We start from the raw sequence: 12,655 nt of genomic DNA, 5'->3' as shown, positions 1-12,655 counted from the left end.
AACGACCATGAGCATCAGAATAGACCGTGTCACGACACGCGGCGGTGATAGCGGCATGACCTCCCTCGCCGATGGCAGCCGCCTGCCCAAAGATGCAGCCAGAATTGAGGCTCTTGGAGCGGTCGATGAACTCAACGCCGTGCTGGGCGTGCTGACGCTGCATGTGCCGGAGGCAGAGCGCATCATCCTGCACGCTATTCAGAACGACCTGTTCGACCTTGGTGCCGTGCTATGTTTTCCTTCCCCCCAGAACAACGCATCCCCCGCACGAGGCATAGGGGAAGATGCAGTCGCCAGGCTGGACACATGGTCCACGGACTGGAACCAGAGCCTGCCTCCTCTTCGCAGTTTTATCCTGCCGGGCGGCACCGAAGGGGCAGCTCATGCTCATCTCGCCCGCACGGTCGCCAGACGGGCTGAACGGCGGGTCATGAGCCTCACCAGAACCGAGACCGTGGATGGAGAAATCATCCGCTATCTCAACCGTCTGTCCGATCTTCTTTTTATTTTGGCGCGTCGCCTGAACGCGGGTACTGATATCCTGTGGCAGCCGGGCGGCCGACCACAGAAAACAGGCTGACCAGACGATCAGCCTGTTTTGGAAAGATCAGCAGGGCCGATCTTATGGTTCTGGTCATGCCCGGCGGGTCAGTGGATTGAATAACCCCCGCAGTATCGATGCTTGCACCAATCTATACTGATATCGAAACCAGCGTAGGATCCGCTGATCATACGGAAGATTTGTTCTGAACAAGCAATGTTCAGAAGGAATTAGCAGGAAAGGCTTCATTCAACGAAACTATCCTGACATTGTCGCGTAGAGGGTAACGGCCTGTCGCATGCCATCCATCACGGGTGACTCACGGCAACGTAGTACCGGCCCATTTATACGCAATTGCATGGCCGGACGCATTCTCACCAGCATGGAGAGACCGATGACCGGAAAAACCGCAGAAACCTTTTCTGTACAAACACAAGAACCGCCTGGCCGGACTGATGCCATGCGGCCAAAGCCCGACCACGGTGAAACCACCTATAAAGGTTCGGGACGACTGAACGGAAAAAAAGCCTTGATTACTGGAGGCGATTCCGGAATTGGTCGAGCAGTCGCAATCGCCTTCGCACGCGAAGGGGCTGACGTTGCGATTGCCTATTATAACGAGCATGAAGATGCGCAAGAGACAGCATCATGGGTGGAACAGGCGGGGCGCAAAGCCATTCTGCTGTCAGGCGACGTAGCGGACAGGCAGCATTGTCTTATGCTGATTCAGCGGACAGTGGATGAGTTTGGCGGCATTGATATTCTCGTCAACAACGCTGCCCATCAGAAAAGCATCGAAAAACTCGACGATATTGACGAGGCTGAGTGGGATACTACGTTCCGCACTAATATTTACAGCATGTTCTTCCTCTCCCAGGCCGCTGTACCGCATATGAAACAGGGCGCTTCCATCATCAACACGACTTCGATCAATGCGGATTCCCCATCAGCTCATCTACTGGCATATGCGACGACCAAGGGTGCTATCGCAAATTTCACGGCTGGACTTGGAGAACTTCTTGCACCGCAGGGTATCCGTGTAAATGCCGTAGCCCCAGGACCCATCTGGACGCCACTGATCCCCTCGACAATGCCGCCCGAAACCGTGCGAACATTCGGCCAGAACACACCGATGGGTCGAGCCGGACAGCCGGCAGAAGTCGCTCCACCTTATGTTCTGTTGGCATCTGATGAAGCAAGTTACATTACCGCTGCCATTATTCCCGTCACTGGAGGTAGACCCATGCTGTAAATCAGCAAAGCTTCTCCGTCAGCCACATACTTCCTGTAGCAGATAAATAAATCAGGGAAGCATTTGTATAGCAGGGCAAAAAGAACATGTGCTGTGAAAGCGTTACCAATCCGGTCATGCAAAGGAAGGCCGAAAATGTGGTAATTCTAACAGTGTAGGATCGTATCATCCTGGTGTATATAATTTTGCGTGTACAATGCTTCCCCTCTCAAAAGAATTTTATGTTGGGTAAGACCGGATGGGGCCATTTACCAGCCCCTTGACTTCCGTGATGAAGGGCAGAACACAAGCCAGTCTTTGCCTCATGGTCTGTTTCAAGCCTTGTATGAAGGCTGTAGCACAACGTAATGAAGCCTATTGGATCTGAATTTTAGATTTCCCATGTCAAAAACATTATGGAAATTTTTAGGCATCGGAGTCGACGAAAAGATCATCCCGTAAGCTACATGCCAAAATCATATTTTCTTATGATGATAATTTTTATCTTCTCTTTATTCTCTTACTAAGTCGTTGGATTTTTCTATCAAACTGGCGCTGTCAAGCTGAGCATTAGAAGTTTTTCTACAGCGCCAGTTGTTTTCCTTCTTCACATGTTATTTCGTTGAATGAGAATTGGCCCGCTGATTGCTAAGCTTAGTGGCAATTTCAGTCAGCAGAGCGTCAGTTCTCTTTTCTTCTTGCAAAGTCTCATCTAACAATTCTTCTGCTTCAGAAAGCCCAAGATTAGCTGCCCATGTTTTTAGAGTGCCATATCGGGTAATTTCATAATGCTCAATCGCCTGAGCAGTGCCAATCAACACTGCATCAGACGAATCTGATCCACCAAATTCTTCCAAATCCTCTTCCATCTCGGCAAGAATTCCTTGCATTGCTTCACAAGTTTTGGAGCGTGGGGACTTACCTATCAGCTCGAAGATCTGGTTGAGACGCTCTATTTGCTGCATCGACTCACTTCGATGTGTCTCAAAGGCATTCCGCAACTCTGGTTCCTGCGCTACTTGCTCAGATTTTTTCAGCGCCTTTACAATTTGCTTTTCAGCAAAATAGATATCTTTCAGCGTTTCATAAAACGCGTCAGACAAAGTCTTTTCCTTTGTCGGCATGATTTTCTCCATTTCGCTTTTTCGATTTAAATCGTAACTCGGGCCCAATTCTGCCCGTATCGCCGCTGTTTTCCCATCCGATCGATACAGGGCCCCCACTCCTAACAACACCGTCCAAGCGAAGTTGCGTGCCGGCAACCCTTTAGTTTCCCTTCCATGAAACACAAGCAGAAAAAATGTTGTCTGCGTAACTATCTTATTTGTGGCAGCCATCATTTCCTTCATACATCTTCCATTATTTTACAAAATTAATCTTAATTTTTGGAATATTTTTATATTGCGCACATCTTCTATCCGGCGATGATATGGATCGACTGCTTTCTTTGATTTCCAGGTCAATTGTAGCAAAAACCACTGCAAAGGAATCTGGACCATGAGCAAGACCTATTCAGACGCATGAACCCTGCACACAAATATTGGCAGGGAAAAAGCCATAATTAAATGGCTAGCACAGGCTCTGCATGAAACGATAAGGGACGTATCTGGCGCGATACAGCACCCAAACCGGACGCAAGAGCCATGCAGGATGGGGTCAAAACGACGCGGGACGAAACCCGAGCCTGTGGGCACAGATTCCGCTTGGCTTCCAGTTTCAGGCTGTCTTTCAAGATCAGTTTGCCAGCCTGTCACTACAGGCCCATGCCATGGCGGTCGTAGCGCTAGTGTTAATGGTGCTGGCCATTGGCCTTCTGATCACACTCTCCAGCTATCACCGTTTCGCGGCGTATAGCCATGATAAACCAATATTTCCACTGGGTGGTCAGGCAATTGACCGCCTCGGCGTTGCTGCCATTTAAAACCTCTGCGTTTGAAACACTGCACACCGCGTCGCGTTTGGTGCATGGCGGTGCCTTGTTGGGCGTGACGCTGACTATCATTCTGCTGATCATACCGGCTGCACTGCGCCGTATTGTCTGGGTGGGCGGGGACAATATCCACTTCCTGCGCATTGGTGGAACAGTCATCGCCACGGCACTTGTTCCCCTGGCTTTGGATCTAATGGGCGACAGCTATGTCGTGATCGCACGTAACGTGAGGCCGCGCGTCGCCATCATCACCGCCACCTGCCTCGTCTGCCTTCTGTTGGAGCTGGGGTTCGGCGGCCAATGGTAATGCGGCGATCTCAAAAACATCTGACTCGCTGAGCCCTTCGGCCACCCTCTGGCGTTGGCTACCACGCGTATGCAGCAAGCATTGATCCGCATAGCTGCTTCACTCCATCGGGCATGGCTGGCCTTATCTTAAAGGCGGCCTTCGATGCCAGAGAAATCTGATACCCGTTTTAATTGTGGCCCATTAGGCAGTTTCCCCACCGGGGAATATGGCTCTTCTCATGGAGGAGTGCGCGACTACATGCCCTGTTCTGACCCGAGTCTATTAAAAAATATCATATTATATTTTTCTCCTAAGCTGCCATTCTCTATAATGATTAATGAATAAAATGTCTGGCAAATATAAGTATTTTTCCTCCATTGCCAAGCCAAAGCCCAAGTATAATAAATAAATTCACCTCTTTGTAGATATTTTACTTGGAAACCATAAAGCATGCGGGGCTTTTTCTATTGGCGTGCCATTGATTCTGAAGAATCATGGTGGAACGCTCTCTACCATTCTCGACAGGAGGAAACGATGGCGCAAAATCGCGGCTTCAGTGCCATGAGCGAAAAAAAACAACAGGATATTGCATCAAAAGGCGGGCGCAGCGTCGCCCCAGAAAATCGACCCTTTTCCAAAAACCACGAACTGGCCGCTGAAGCTGGTCGTAAGGGGGGCCAAAATGTAGCTCCAGAAGACCGTTCTTTCTCCAAGGACCATGAATTGGCAGCAGAGGCTGGACGAAAAGGCGGTCAGAATGTGGCACCCGAAGACCGATCCTTCTCTAAGGACCATGAATTAGCTGCAGAAGCCGGTCGGAAGGGTGGCCAGAGCGTATCATCGGAGGATCGGTCTTTCTCCAAGCATCCAGACCTTGCTTCTGAAGCCGGACACAAAGGTGGCCAAGCCAGTCATGGCAGCCACCGTGGAAAGGAAAAAAGCTAGTTCATTGTTAGTTTAGAAAGAGGATTTCTTTCTGGCTGGTTGTGGTCGCCAGCGTGACCGGACGAAATGGTATCAGACTTAACTTTCTCTTTTCAACAGCCGAAAATCAGACTGATCATAACCCACAAGCGAGCAGCCGGCTTCTGTAGCATACCAGGTGATAGAAGCCGGTGTATTTATGCATTGCAACAAAAATAATGCACCATTTGACTACCCTATTATGGTCATAGCGACAGCGATATTAGTCACCTCTCTGGTGTGAGCAGTGCAGAGAGGTCTGTCAATGGATGCGTGATCATGGAATAATCTGTTCGTTAGCGTTAAATCTGTTTTCACATGATAATGTGCAGGATAATCCTATTTCCGTTTACCATGCGCATGGTCGGGATTCAATATTCGGTCCTGTGATTGCTTGCCTTCTTTTTTTGGCTTGATCCATCTGCTATTTTCTTTCTTTTTCTTTTTTTCTTCATTTTTTCCTTGTTTTTTTTGCGATGACTCCTGGTTCGTTGCACCGGCTTCATGCAATGCAATTGCGATCGCTTGCTGGTGGGTCTGAACATTCTTCCCACCCTCTGACCGCGTCTTGAGTTCACCATGCTTGCACTCATGCATCACGCGCCTGATCGTAGCCTGCTGTTCTTTCGATTGCTTTGCAATGATGATGCTTTTTCCTAGTCCCTATCAGGAAAAAAATTAATAATTCTCTTAATTTGGCAATATTTTTAGAATTAAAATAATTATCCTTTTTTGTAAGATTATACCAAACTGAAATATCATTATTCTTAGATGAAACTTACCGATATCGGAAATCGTTGATCAAAATGGATGATGCTATTTATTTTTTGTTGATTAGGTAAAAGCTGCAAAATATGTGGCAATTTCTATGATACAAAATAGAAATTGTCGTATTGGCATCGAAGCTATCAATAAACCCGTGATTGGAACGGCATTTTAGCCAGTACGAAACATCTATTCTGATCAATGCCATCATCAGGTTGATCGAGAACGTTCCCCTTACAAATACACCTACATGATCTTCAAGAAGGGAGGCATCTTATGCCCACATCAGAAAAAGCCAGAGACGTTTTCATTTTAGGTTTGCGTAATCAACATGCAGTCGAAAACCAAGCTATAGAACTTTTACAAAGGCAAATTGGCCGCTTGGAGAACTATCCTGATTTGTCACAGCGTATGGTCGAACATGTCAATGAATCCCAACGTCAAGCTGAGCGCATTGAGCAGCTTCTTATTCGGTACGATAGCACATATTCAGTGATTAAGGATGCTGCCATGTCCTTGATGGCCAATATGGCTGCACTGGGGCATGCCTTTGCCGGAGACGAAATTCTGAAGAATTCGTTCGCCAACCTTGCCTTTGAAAATTACGAAATTGCATCTTACCATGCATTGATCACTTTGTCAGAACTTTGCGAAGATCCGCAGGCGACGTCTTCTCTTAATCAGTCACTTGAAGAAGAACAGTCTATGGCGCTCTTTATCGAGCGTCATATTGACCCGACAACCCGTCTCTATATCGCTCGTCTTGAACAGGACCAGACAGCGGGTCGATAAAACAGTTACCGCGGATCGCTAGAAAGGCAGAAGTATAAAGAGGCCCCGCCGATTGGTAGGTTGTAGAGGTCGACTGAGCCGTCGCCACGACATAGTCAAACGGCCATTGCCCTGACGGCTTCTATCACTGCATTAGTGAAAACAGTCAGGGTATTTCGGGTGGCCTTAGGCTGTACCGACACACGGGAGGCTCCGTCATGCAAAAGCGTGTCCTGCACGTCGTTACCAATGTTGGGCATTTCAGTAATACGGGTCATGATCCGACTGGATTGTGGTTGTCGGAATTGACGGATGCTTGGCATGTATTCGGCGCCAAAGACCTTCAACAGCAACTCGTCAGTCCCAAAGGTGGCCCGGTACCGCTGGACCCGCCTTCCCTGAGATGGCCTATGCTCGGCGCCTCCGCAAAAGCGTGGCTGGCCAACCCGGGACATAAGGCGCTGCTGTCAACAACTGCACGGCCAGAGCAAATCGATCCGCGGGATTTTGCAGCGATCTATTTCACGGGGGGTCATGGAGTAATGTGGGATATCCCCGAGAACGAAGGAATTCAGGCTATCACGCGCGCAATCTGGGAAAACGGTGGTCTCGTATCTGCTGTCTGCCATGGCTATTGCGGTCTGCTGAATACTCGGCTGACAGACGGCAAGCTTCTCGTTGCCGAGAAGAAAATAACAGGTTTTTCCTGGACGGAAGAGATCATCAGCGGGCTTGCCAAGAAGCTTCCTATAACGCGGAAACGGAAATGAAGGCGCGGGGGGCGCGTTATGAAAGGGCAGTATTGCCATTTCTTTCCCATATCGTAACGGACGGTCAGCTGATCACTGGTCAGAACCCATTTTCTGCCAGAGCGACTGCAGAGAGGGTTGCGGCCCTCCTTTCATAAAATTGCAGCGCCTCTGATGAAAAGCAGGGGAGCATAGCAGGGCTGTTACCGGTGAAGGTGCCTTTGCAGACTCGGCAATCATCGCCTTCTTTTCCTGCAGAACATCTCTTAAGCGAGATGCTCCATGGGGAAAGCACGTGCCAAGTCCCTGAAACAGCCTTTGGCACACTTTTGGCACACCGGAACAAATTGTGGCGGCAAAGGCCGCCCCAGCGCACGCAAGCTATTGATTGATCAGGGAAATTCTGGAGCGGGTGAAGGGAATCGAACCCTCGTATGCAGCTTGGGAAGCTGCCGTTCTACCATTGAACTACACCCGCCTCTGCCTTTCCTATACGGCGGAGACGTTGACGACGCAATCCGGTGGGCATTAAGAAGTCCTCTCCCTCGCGATTTGTCCGGCCAGCTTGCGGCGAGGTTAAATAATCGCGCTAAAGAGGCCTGGGGAGCGTTGTTCGCACCCCTATGGCTGTCGAGGCCGGGCCAGTGAAGGAGGCCCGCAAGGTTATGACACAGTTTAAAAACCAGCCTGCATCTCATCCCGCCTGGCGTCCTGCCACCACCCTTGTGCATGGCGGCACCGAGCGAAGCCATTTCGGTGAAACGGCAGAGGTTCCTTTTCTCAGCTCCGGCTTTGTCTATGACAGCGCGGAGCAGGCCGAAAACACCTTTCTGGGCACCGAGCAGCATTATCAGTATTCCCGCTTCGGCAACCCGACCATTTCGGTGCTGGAAAAACGTCTGACCCTGCTGGAAGGCGCTGAGGCCTGCCGGGTCACAGCCAGCGGCATGGCCGCGGTCAATGCAGCCCTGCTGAGCCATCTGAAAGCAGGTGACAGGGTTGTCGCCAGCCGTGCCCTGTTCGGCTCCTGCTACTGGATTGTCGCCAATCTCCTGCCGCGTTTCGGGATTGAGGCCGTTTTCGTCGATGGCGGGGACCTCGATCAATGGCGCGATGCGCTGGCCACACCAACACAGCTGGTTCTGCTGGAGACCCCCTCCAACCCCATGCTGGATGTGCTTGACCTGCGGGCCATTGCCGATCTGGCCCATGCATCGGGCGCCATCGTTGTGGTGGATAACGTCTTCGCCACGCCCTTGCTGCAAAAGCCGCTGGAGCTGGGGGCGGATGTCGTCGTCTATTCCCTGACCAAGCACGCGGACGGACAGGGGCGCGTGCTGGGGGGGGCTGTGCTCGGCAGCAATGACTGGGTGGAAAACGTGTTGCAGCCCTTCACCCGCAATACCGGCCCTACCCTGTCCGCTTTCAATGCATGGGTCATCACCAAAGGGCTGGAAACGCTGTCGCTGCGTGTCCATGCAGCCTCTGCCTCCGCCGCACGCGTGGCGGATTTTCTGGCCACCCGCCGGGAGGTGGCACGGGTGCTCTATCCGTTCCGCGAGGATCACCCGCAAAGCACATTGGCCCGACAGCAAATGAGCGCAGGCGGCACGCTGGTCACCGCCGATCTGGGAGATAAGGAAACCGCCTTCCGGGTGCTGAACAGGCTGCAACTGATTGCGATCTCCAACAATCTGGGCGACAGCAAATCCCTCGTAACCCATCCGGCCACCACAACCCATATGCGGATCGGGGAGGCGGAACGGGCCCGGCTGGGAATCGGGGAGGGCGTCATCCGCCTTTCTGTCGGGCTGGAGGATGCAGAGGATCTGTGCGCCGATCTGGCACAGGCATTGGACGGAGCTGCGTGAAAGCCCATCGCCCCTGTGGAACAGGCCGGATGGTGCCACCACCAATCTGGCCTGCCGCCATTGCGATCAGGGACAAGCCCCCTCATTCTTCAGATATGTCTGCAAGCACCACACGATTGATGATCCACTCATGAGCGATCACAACGCCTATGTCTGCGTGACCCGGCACATCCGGGTGACCGTCCGGCCAATCTATCTGGCCGATCAGTCCCGCCCTGATGGTCACCATTTCGTATGGGCCTATCGGGTCTGTATCGCCAATGAAGGTTCTTCCACGGTTCAGCTGCTCCAACGTACCTGGCACATCACCAATGCGCTGGGCCATACCCAGCATATTCACGGTGACGGCGTGGTGGGGGAGCAGCCTGTGCTGGAACCCGGTGAAGAATTCAATTACACGTCCGGCACACCTCTCGATACACCCTCCGGCTTTATGCACGGAACATATCATATGATCGAAACGTCCTCCGGTGAGGCCTTCGACATCACCATTCCGGCCTTCAGCCTCGACAGCCCCCATCAGAACACAAAGCTGCATTGATATGGCTGCCTGACTGAAAACCCGGTTCCGCATCTTCCGGCATTGGCGTAGCGCTCTCATCATCCCATAAACGATCATGAACCGCGTCTCATCGCGGTGCCCACATCCCCTGCCCTTCCGCAAGAGGACTACCGAGTTGACCGATGCGCCTTCGCTCCGCCCCACTGATCTCCCTGCCGAGGCGGACATGCCGGAGACCACTCGCCCGAGCCGCCAGGAAGCCGAACAGGCTGTGCGTACCCTGCTGCGTTGGGCTTGTGACGATCCGACCCGCGAAGGTCTTCAGGAAACTCCCTCCCGCGTGGTTCGTGCGTACGAGGAGTGGTTTGCAGGCTATCACGATGATCCGGTGAAGGTGCTGGAACGGACATTCTCGGAAACCGAGGGATATGATGAGATCATCCTGCTTCGGGGTATCCGCATCGAGAGTTTCTGCGAACATCACATGGCTCCGATCATCGGTCGTGCCCATGTTGCCTATCTGCCGCGTCACCGCGTCGTGGGCATCAGCAAGCTGGCACGGGTGGTGGAAGCTTTCTCCAAGCGCCTGCAAATTCAGGAAAAGCTGACTGCGCAGATCGCCAATACGATCGACTCAGTCCTTCAGCCGCACGGCGTGGCCGTTATCGTCGAGGCTGCGCATCAATGCATGACGACTCGTGGCGTGCACAAGACCGGCGTCAGCATGGTCACCAGCCGCATGCTGGGTGTGTTCCGCACCAATCCCGAAACCCGGCGGGAATTGATGGCCATGATCAATAATCCGGTTCAGCCCAGCGCCCTCGGCTGATCACGCGCATCAATCCTGAACATAAAACAGGCACCCTGATTACTATCAGGGTGCCTGTTTCACATTGAAAGAAGCCGCAGATCAGGCAGATCAGACCAGTTCCGGCAGGACGGCCTGATGGCTGCGTCGCTCCAGCCCACTGAATGCCTTGAGAATTTCACCATCATCGCACACGCCCCGCAACTGGCCCTGATCCACCAGCAGCACGGGATAGCCGGTTGCCTGACGCAGATTGACGACCATCCGCAGCCCGGCCGACAGCGGCACAGCCGCGATCCCTTGCGGTACCTGACCATCATTCTCCGGATCGAAAGATTCAATCTCGTAGACCGGAACCTGAACGTCGTTCAACGAAGCAGAAAGAATGACATCCCCCCCACCCAATGCGACTTTCAAAGTGCGGGCACTATCCAGCAGCACGACATCGCCTTCCCGCGCGAATGTCGATAGTGGCCGCATCAGCGTCTCGGCACACAGCACATTCAGCGGGTTCATGTGCCGGACGAATTCCTCGACATAATGGTCAGCAGGACGCAGGACGATATCCTCCGGCGTACCGGTCTGCACGATGCGACCGCCTTCCATGATCGTGATGTGATTGCCGAGCTTCAGTGCCTCATCCAGATCATGACTGACGAACACGATGGTCTTTTTGACACGGCTTTGCAGCTGAAGCAGCTCATCCTGCAATTTGGCGCGGATCAGCGGATCCAGCGCGCTGAACGGCTCATCCATCAGCAGGATATCAGCATCCGTGGCGAAGGCACGGGCCAGCCCGACACGCTGTTGCATACCACCCGACAATTCATGCGCGTAGCGATCAGCCCATGCGCTCAGACCGACCAATTCCAGCTTCTCATCCACCACCACACGGCGATCGGCGGTGGAAACGCCACGTAATTCCAGACCGATCCCGACATTTTCCCGCACTGTGCGCCAGGGCAGCAAAGCGAATTGCTGAAAGACCATCGCTACCCGTTCCATACGGGCCTGACGAAGCGTTCTGGCATCGCAACTGGCAATATCGACAACATCGTTATCGCCGTGACGCAGCAGAACGGAGCCGCGGGTTACCTTGTTTAATCCGTTTGCGGCACGCAGAAGAGTGGATTTGCCGGAACCCGACAGCCCCATCAACACACTGATTTCACCATGGCCGACCTTCAGATTAGCCCCTGCGACACCGACCACAACGCCTGTGCGTTCGAGAATATCTGCCCGACTGACACCGGACTCGACCAGACTGATCGCCTCACGCCGGGTTTGCGTTGATCCGCCGAACAGGATGTCAACATCCCGAAACTCGACGGCCGGAACGGAAACAGCATCCGGGCTGTCCTGTTTATCGCTGATCATCATGATTGATCCTCAGACGGGCGGAACACACGATCCAGCATAATGGCCAGTAGCACAATCGCCAGCCCGGCTTCAAACCCGGTATCCACGCGCACCGTATTGAGTGCCCGCACGACCGGCACACCAAGACCGCCGGCCCCCACCAGCGCCGCGATCACCACCATGGACAGGCTCAGCATGATGCACTGGGTCAGACCGGCCAGAATCATGGTCTTCGCCCCCGGCAGTTCCACCTTCCACAGCAATTGCCAGCGCGTTGCGCCAAACGCTTCACCGGCCTCGATCAGAGGTCTCGGCACGGAGGAAATACCAAGCTGCGTCAGACGGATCGGGGCAGGCAGTGCGAAAATCACTGTGGAAATCAAGCCCGGCACCGCCCCCAGCCCGAACAGGACCAGGGTTGGAATCAGATAAACGAAGGTCGGCAGGGTCTGCATCAGATCCAGCACCGGCCGCATCCCCTGCGCCAGCCAAGGACGATGCGCCGCCGCAATGCCCAGCGGCACCCCGATCAGAGTGGAGACCAGCGCGGAACTCAGGACCAGCGCCAGAGTCTGCATCGTCTCATCCCAATAGCCCTGATTCAGAATGAACAGCAGGGCCGCCGCAGTGAACACGGCAATGGAAACAGATCGTCGCATCACATAGGCCAGTACCGCCAGGAGCACGATCATCAGCGGACCGGGCACGCTCAACAGCAGAGCAGAAAAGCCATTGATAACAGCGCTGACCGCAATAGAGATCGCGTCAAACAGGCCCTGACTATGATGCTTTAACAAGTCGATCAGGTGAGCAATCCATGCGCCGACAGGAATTTTCCTGTCACTGATCCAGTCGGTAATCCATTCCATCGCCGCG

Annotated in this window: 15 protein-coding genes, 1 tRNA gene and 1 riboswitch; of the genes, 10 read left to right on the top strand and 6 right to left on the bottom strand. The window is 53.1% G+C overall.

The window, feature by feature from the left end:
• The first annotated feature begins 7 nt into the window (after nucleotides 1–7).
• On the top strand, nucleotides 8–580 hold the full coding sequence (locus GbCGDNIH6_RS00490) for a cob(I)yrinic acid a,c-diamide adenosyltransferase (protein WP_072562465.1): 573 nt from the start codon (nucleotides 8–10) through the stop codon (nucleotides 578–580).
• 355 nt (nucleotides 581–935) lie between these two features.
• Nucleotides 936–1,793 (top strand): SDR family oxidoreductase, encoded by an 858-nt coding sequence (locus GbCGDNIH6_RS00485; protein ID WP_072564195.1) that lies wholly within the window; start codon nucleotides 936–938, stop codon nucleotides 1,791–1,793.
• A 593-nt stretch (nucleotides 1,794–2,386) separates the two neighbouring features.
• On the opposite strand, the gene GbCGDNIH6_RS00480 is transcribed toward GbCGDNIH6_RS00485, so the two are convergent.
• Complete coding sequence (locus tag GbCGDNIH6_RS00480) at nucleotides 2,387–3,121, bottom strand: YciE/YciF ferroxidase family protein (RefSeq protein ID WP_232449867.1); 735 nt, start codon at nucleotides 3,119–3,121, stop codon at nucleotides 2,387–2,389.
• A 257-nt stretch (nucleotides 3,122–3,378) separates the two neighbouring features.
• On the opposite strand from GbCGDNIH6_RS00480, the gene GbCGDNIH6_RS12695 reads away from it, so the two are divergent.
• From GbCGDNIH6_RS12695 to GbCGDNIH6_RS00470, 3 genes are all read left to right on the top strand, one after another.
• Nucleotides 3,379–3,693, top strand: coding sequence for a DUF6328 family protein (locus GbCGDNIH6_RS12695; protein ID WP_332455413.1), 315 nt, complete (start codon nucleotides 3,379–3,381; stop codon nucleotides 3,691–3,693).
• On the top strand, nucleotides 3,629–4,009 hold the full coding sequence (locus GbCGDNIH6_RS12615; RefSeq protein WP_232449866.1) for a DUF6328 family protein: 381 nt from the start codon (nucleotides 3,629–3,631) through the stop codon (nucleotides 4,007–4,009). Before GbCGDNIH6_RS12695 ends, GbCGDNIH6_RS12615 begins: the two co-directional genes overlap by 65 nt.
• Nucleotides 4,010–4,525: 516 nt before the next feature.
• Entirely contained in the window at nucleotides 4,526–4,936 is a 411-nt protein-coding gene (locus tag GbCGDNIH6_RS00470; RefSeq protein WP_081369890.1) for a con-10 family general stress protein, read from the top strand.
• A gap of 357 nt (nucleotides 4,937–5,293) precedes the next feature.
• On the opposite strand, the gene GbCGDNIH6_RS00465 is transcribed toward GbCGDNIH6_RS00470, so the two are convergent.
• Nucleotides 5,294–5,596, bottom strand: a complete 303-nt coding sequence (locus tag GbCGDNIH6_RS00465; protein WP_072562463.1) for a DUF6496 domain-containing protein — start codon at nucleotides 5,594–5,596, stop codon at nucleotides 5,294–5,296.
• 399 nt (nucleotides 5,597–5,995) lie between these two features.
• Here GbCGDNIH6_RS00465 and GbCGDNIH6_RS00460 point away from each other — a divergent pair, with 399 nt between their 5' ends.
• The gene (locus GbCGDNIH6_RS00460; RefSeq protein WP_072562462.1) at nucleotides 5,996–6,511 is read left to right on the top strand and encodes a ferritin-like domain-containing protein; all 516 of its coding nucleotides are present in this window, start codon (nucleotides 5,996–5,998) and stop codon (nucleotides 6,509–6,511) included.
• Between the two features lie 95 nt (nucleotides 6,512–6,606).
• Here GbCGDNIH6_RS00460 and GbCGDNIH6_RS12535 read toward each other — a convergent pair whose 3' ends face one another.
• Entirely contained in the window at nucleotides 6,607–6,768 is a 162-nt protein-coding gene (locus GbCGDNIH6_RS12535) for a hypothetical protein (protein ID WP_198355843.1), read from the bottom strand.
• Between the two features lie 132 nt (nucleotides 6,769–6,900).
• On the opposite strand from GbCGDNIH6_RS12535, the gene GbCGDNIH6_RS12740 reads away from it, so the two are divergent.
• Complete coding sequence (locus GbCGDNIH6_RS12740; RefSeq protein ID WP_332455400.1) at nucleotides 6,901–7,260, top strand: type 1 glutamine amidotransferase domain-containing protein; 360 nt, start codon at nucleotides 6,901–6,903, stop codon at nucleotides 7,258–7,260.
• A gap of 383 nt (nucleotides 7,261–7,643) precedes the next feature.
• Here the strand turns inward: GbCGDNIH6_RS12740 and GbCGDNIH6_RS00450 are convergent.
• Nucleotides 7,644–7,717, bottom strand: a tRNA-Gly gene (locus tag GbCGDNIH6_RS00450).
• A gap of 56 nt (nucleotides 7,718–7,773) precedes the next feature.
• A riboswitch (SAM riboswitch) is annotated at nucleotides 7,774–7,853 on the top strand.
• A 51-nt stretch (nucleotides 7,854–7,904) separates the two neighbouring features.
• Between GbCGDNIH6_RS00450 and metZ the strand changes: the two genes are divergently transcribed.
• The 3 genes from metZ to folE all read left to right on the top strand — a co-directional run bounded on the left by metZ (nucleotide 7,905) and on the right by folE (nucleotide 10,441).
• A complete protein-coding gene (gene metZ, locus GbCGDNIH6_RS00445; RefSeq protein WP_072564192.1) occupies nucleotides 7,905–9,110 on the top strand; it encodes an O-succinylhomoserine sulfhydrylase in 1,206 nt (401 codons plus the stop codon).
• A gap of 130 nt (nucleotides 9,111–9,240) precedes the next feature.
• Nucleotides 9,241–9,651, top strand: a complete 411-nt coding sequence (gene apaG / locus GbCGDNIH6_RS00440) for a Co2+/Mg2+ efflux protein ApaG (protein WP_072562461.1) — start codon at nucleotides 9,241–9,243, stop codon at nucleotides 9,649–9,651.
• A 187-nt stretch (nucleotides 9,652–9,838) separates the two neighbouring features.
• Nucleotides 9,839–10,441 (top strand): GTP cyclohydrolase I FolE, encoded by a 603-nt coding sequence (gene folE, locus GbCGDNIH6_RS00435; RefSeq protein ID WP_038515735.1) that lies wholly within the window; start codon nucleotides 9,839–9,841, stop codon nucleotides 10,439–10,441.
• Nucleotides 10,442–10,531: 90 nt separating this feature from the next.
• Here folE and choV read toward each other — a convergent pair whose 3' ends face one another.
• Nucleotides 10,532–11,800, bottom strand: a complete 1,269-nt coding sequence (choV, locus tag GbCGDNIH6_RS00430) for a choline ABC transporter ATP-binding protein (RefSeq protein WP_072562460.1) — start codon at nucleotides 11,798–11,800, stop codon at nucleotides 10,532–10,534.
• The gene (choW, locus tag GbCGDNIH6_RS00425; RefSeq protein ID WP_072562459.1) at nucleotides 11,797–12,648 is read right to left on the bottom strand and encodes a choline ABC transporter permease subunit; all 852 of its coding nucleotides are present in this window, start codon (nucleotides 12,646–12,648) and stop codon (nucleotides 11,797–11,799) included. The genes choV and choW overlap by 4 nt, the downstream gene beginning before the upstream one ends.
• Nucleotides 12,649–12,655: the final 7 nt, after the last annotated feature.

The sequence above is a fragment of the Granulibacter bethesdensis genome (assembly GCF_001889525.1).
Lineage (GTDB): Bacteria > Pseudomonadota > Alphaproteobacteria > Acetobacterales > Acetobacteraceae > Granulibacter > Granulibacter bethesdensis_C.
This window is presented reverse-complemented; position numbering and strand designations above follow the sequence as displayed.

Excerpts from the sequence above, each read along its gene's own strand:
- GbCGDNIH6_RS12535 (WP_198355843.1), bottom strand. The coding sequence starts at position 6,768 with ATGACCCGTATTACTGAAATGCCCAACATTGGTAACGACGTGCAGGAC.
- apaG (WP_072562461.1), top strand. The coding sequence starts at position 9,241 with ATGAGCGATCACAACGCCTATGTCTGCGTGACCCGGCACATCCGGGTG.
- choW (WP_072562459.1), bottom strand. The coding sequence starts at position 12,648 with ATGGAATGGATTACCGACTGGATCAGTGACAGGAAAATTCCTGTCGGC.
- GbCGDNIH6_RS00485 (WP_072564195.1), top strand. The coding sequence starts at position 936 with ATGACCGGAAAAACCGCAGAAACCTTTTCTGTACAAACACAAGAACCG.
- metZ (WP_072564192.1), top strand. The coding sequence starts at position 7,905 with ATGACACAGTTTAAAAACCAGCCTGCATCTCATCCCGCCTGGCGTCCT.
- GbCGDNIH6_RS00470 (WP_081369890.1), top strand. The coding sequence starts at position 4,526 with ATGGCGCAAAATCGCGGCTTCAGTGCCATGAGCGAAAAAAAACAACAG.
- folE (WP_038515735.1), top strand. The coding sequence starts at position 9,839 with ATGCCGGAGACCACTCGCCCGAGCCGCCAGGAAGCCGAACAGGCTGTG.
- GbCGDNIH6_RS00480 (WP_232449867.1), bottom strand. The coding sequence starts at position 3,121 with ATGAAGGAAATGATGGCTGCCACAAATAAGATAGTTACGCAGACAACA.
- GbCGDNIH6_RS00460 (WP_072562462.1), top strand. The coding sequence starts at position 5,996 with ATGCCCACATCAGAAAAAGCCAGAGACGTTTTCATTTTAGGTTTGCGT.
- GbCGDNIH6_RS12615 (WP_232449866.1), top strand. The coding sequence starts at position 3,629 with ATGATAAACCAATATTTCCACTGGGTGGTCAGGCAATTGACCGCCTCG.
- GbCGDNIH6_RS00490 (WP_072562465.1), top strand. The coding sequence starts at position 8 with ATGAGCATCAGAATAGACCGTGTCACGACACGCGGCGGTGATAGCGGC.
- choV (WP_072562460.1), bottom strand. The coding sequence starts at position 11,800 with ATGATGATCAGCGATAAACAGGACAGCCCGGATGCTGTTTCCGTTCCG.
- GbCGDNIH6_RS12740 (WP_332455400.1), top strand. The coding sequence starts at position 6,901 with ATGCTCGGCGCCTCCGCAAAAGCGTGGCTGGCCAACCCGGGACATAAG.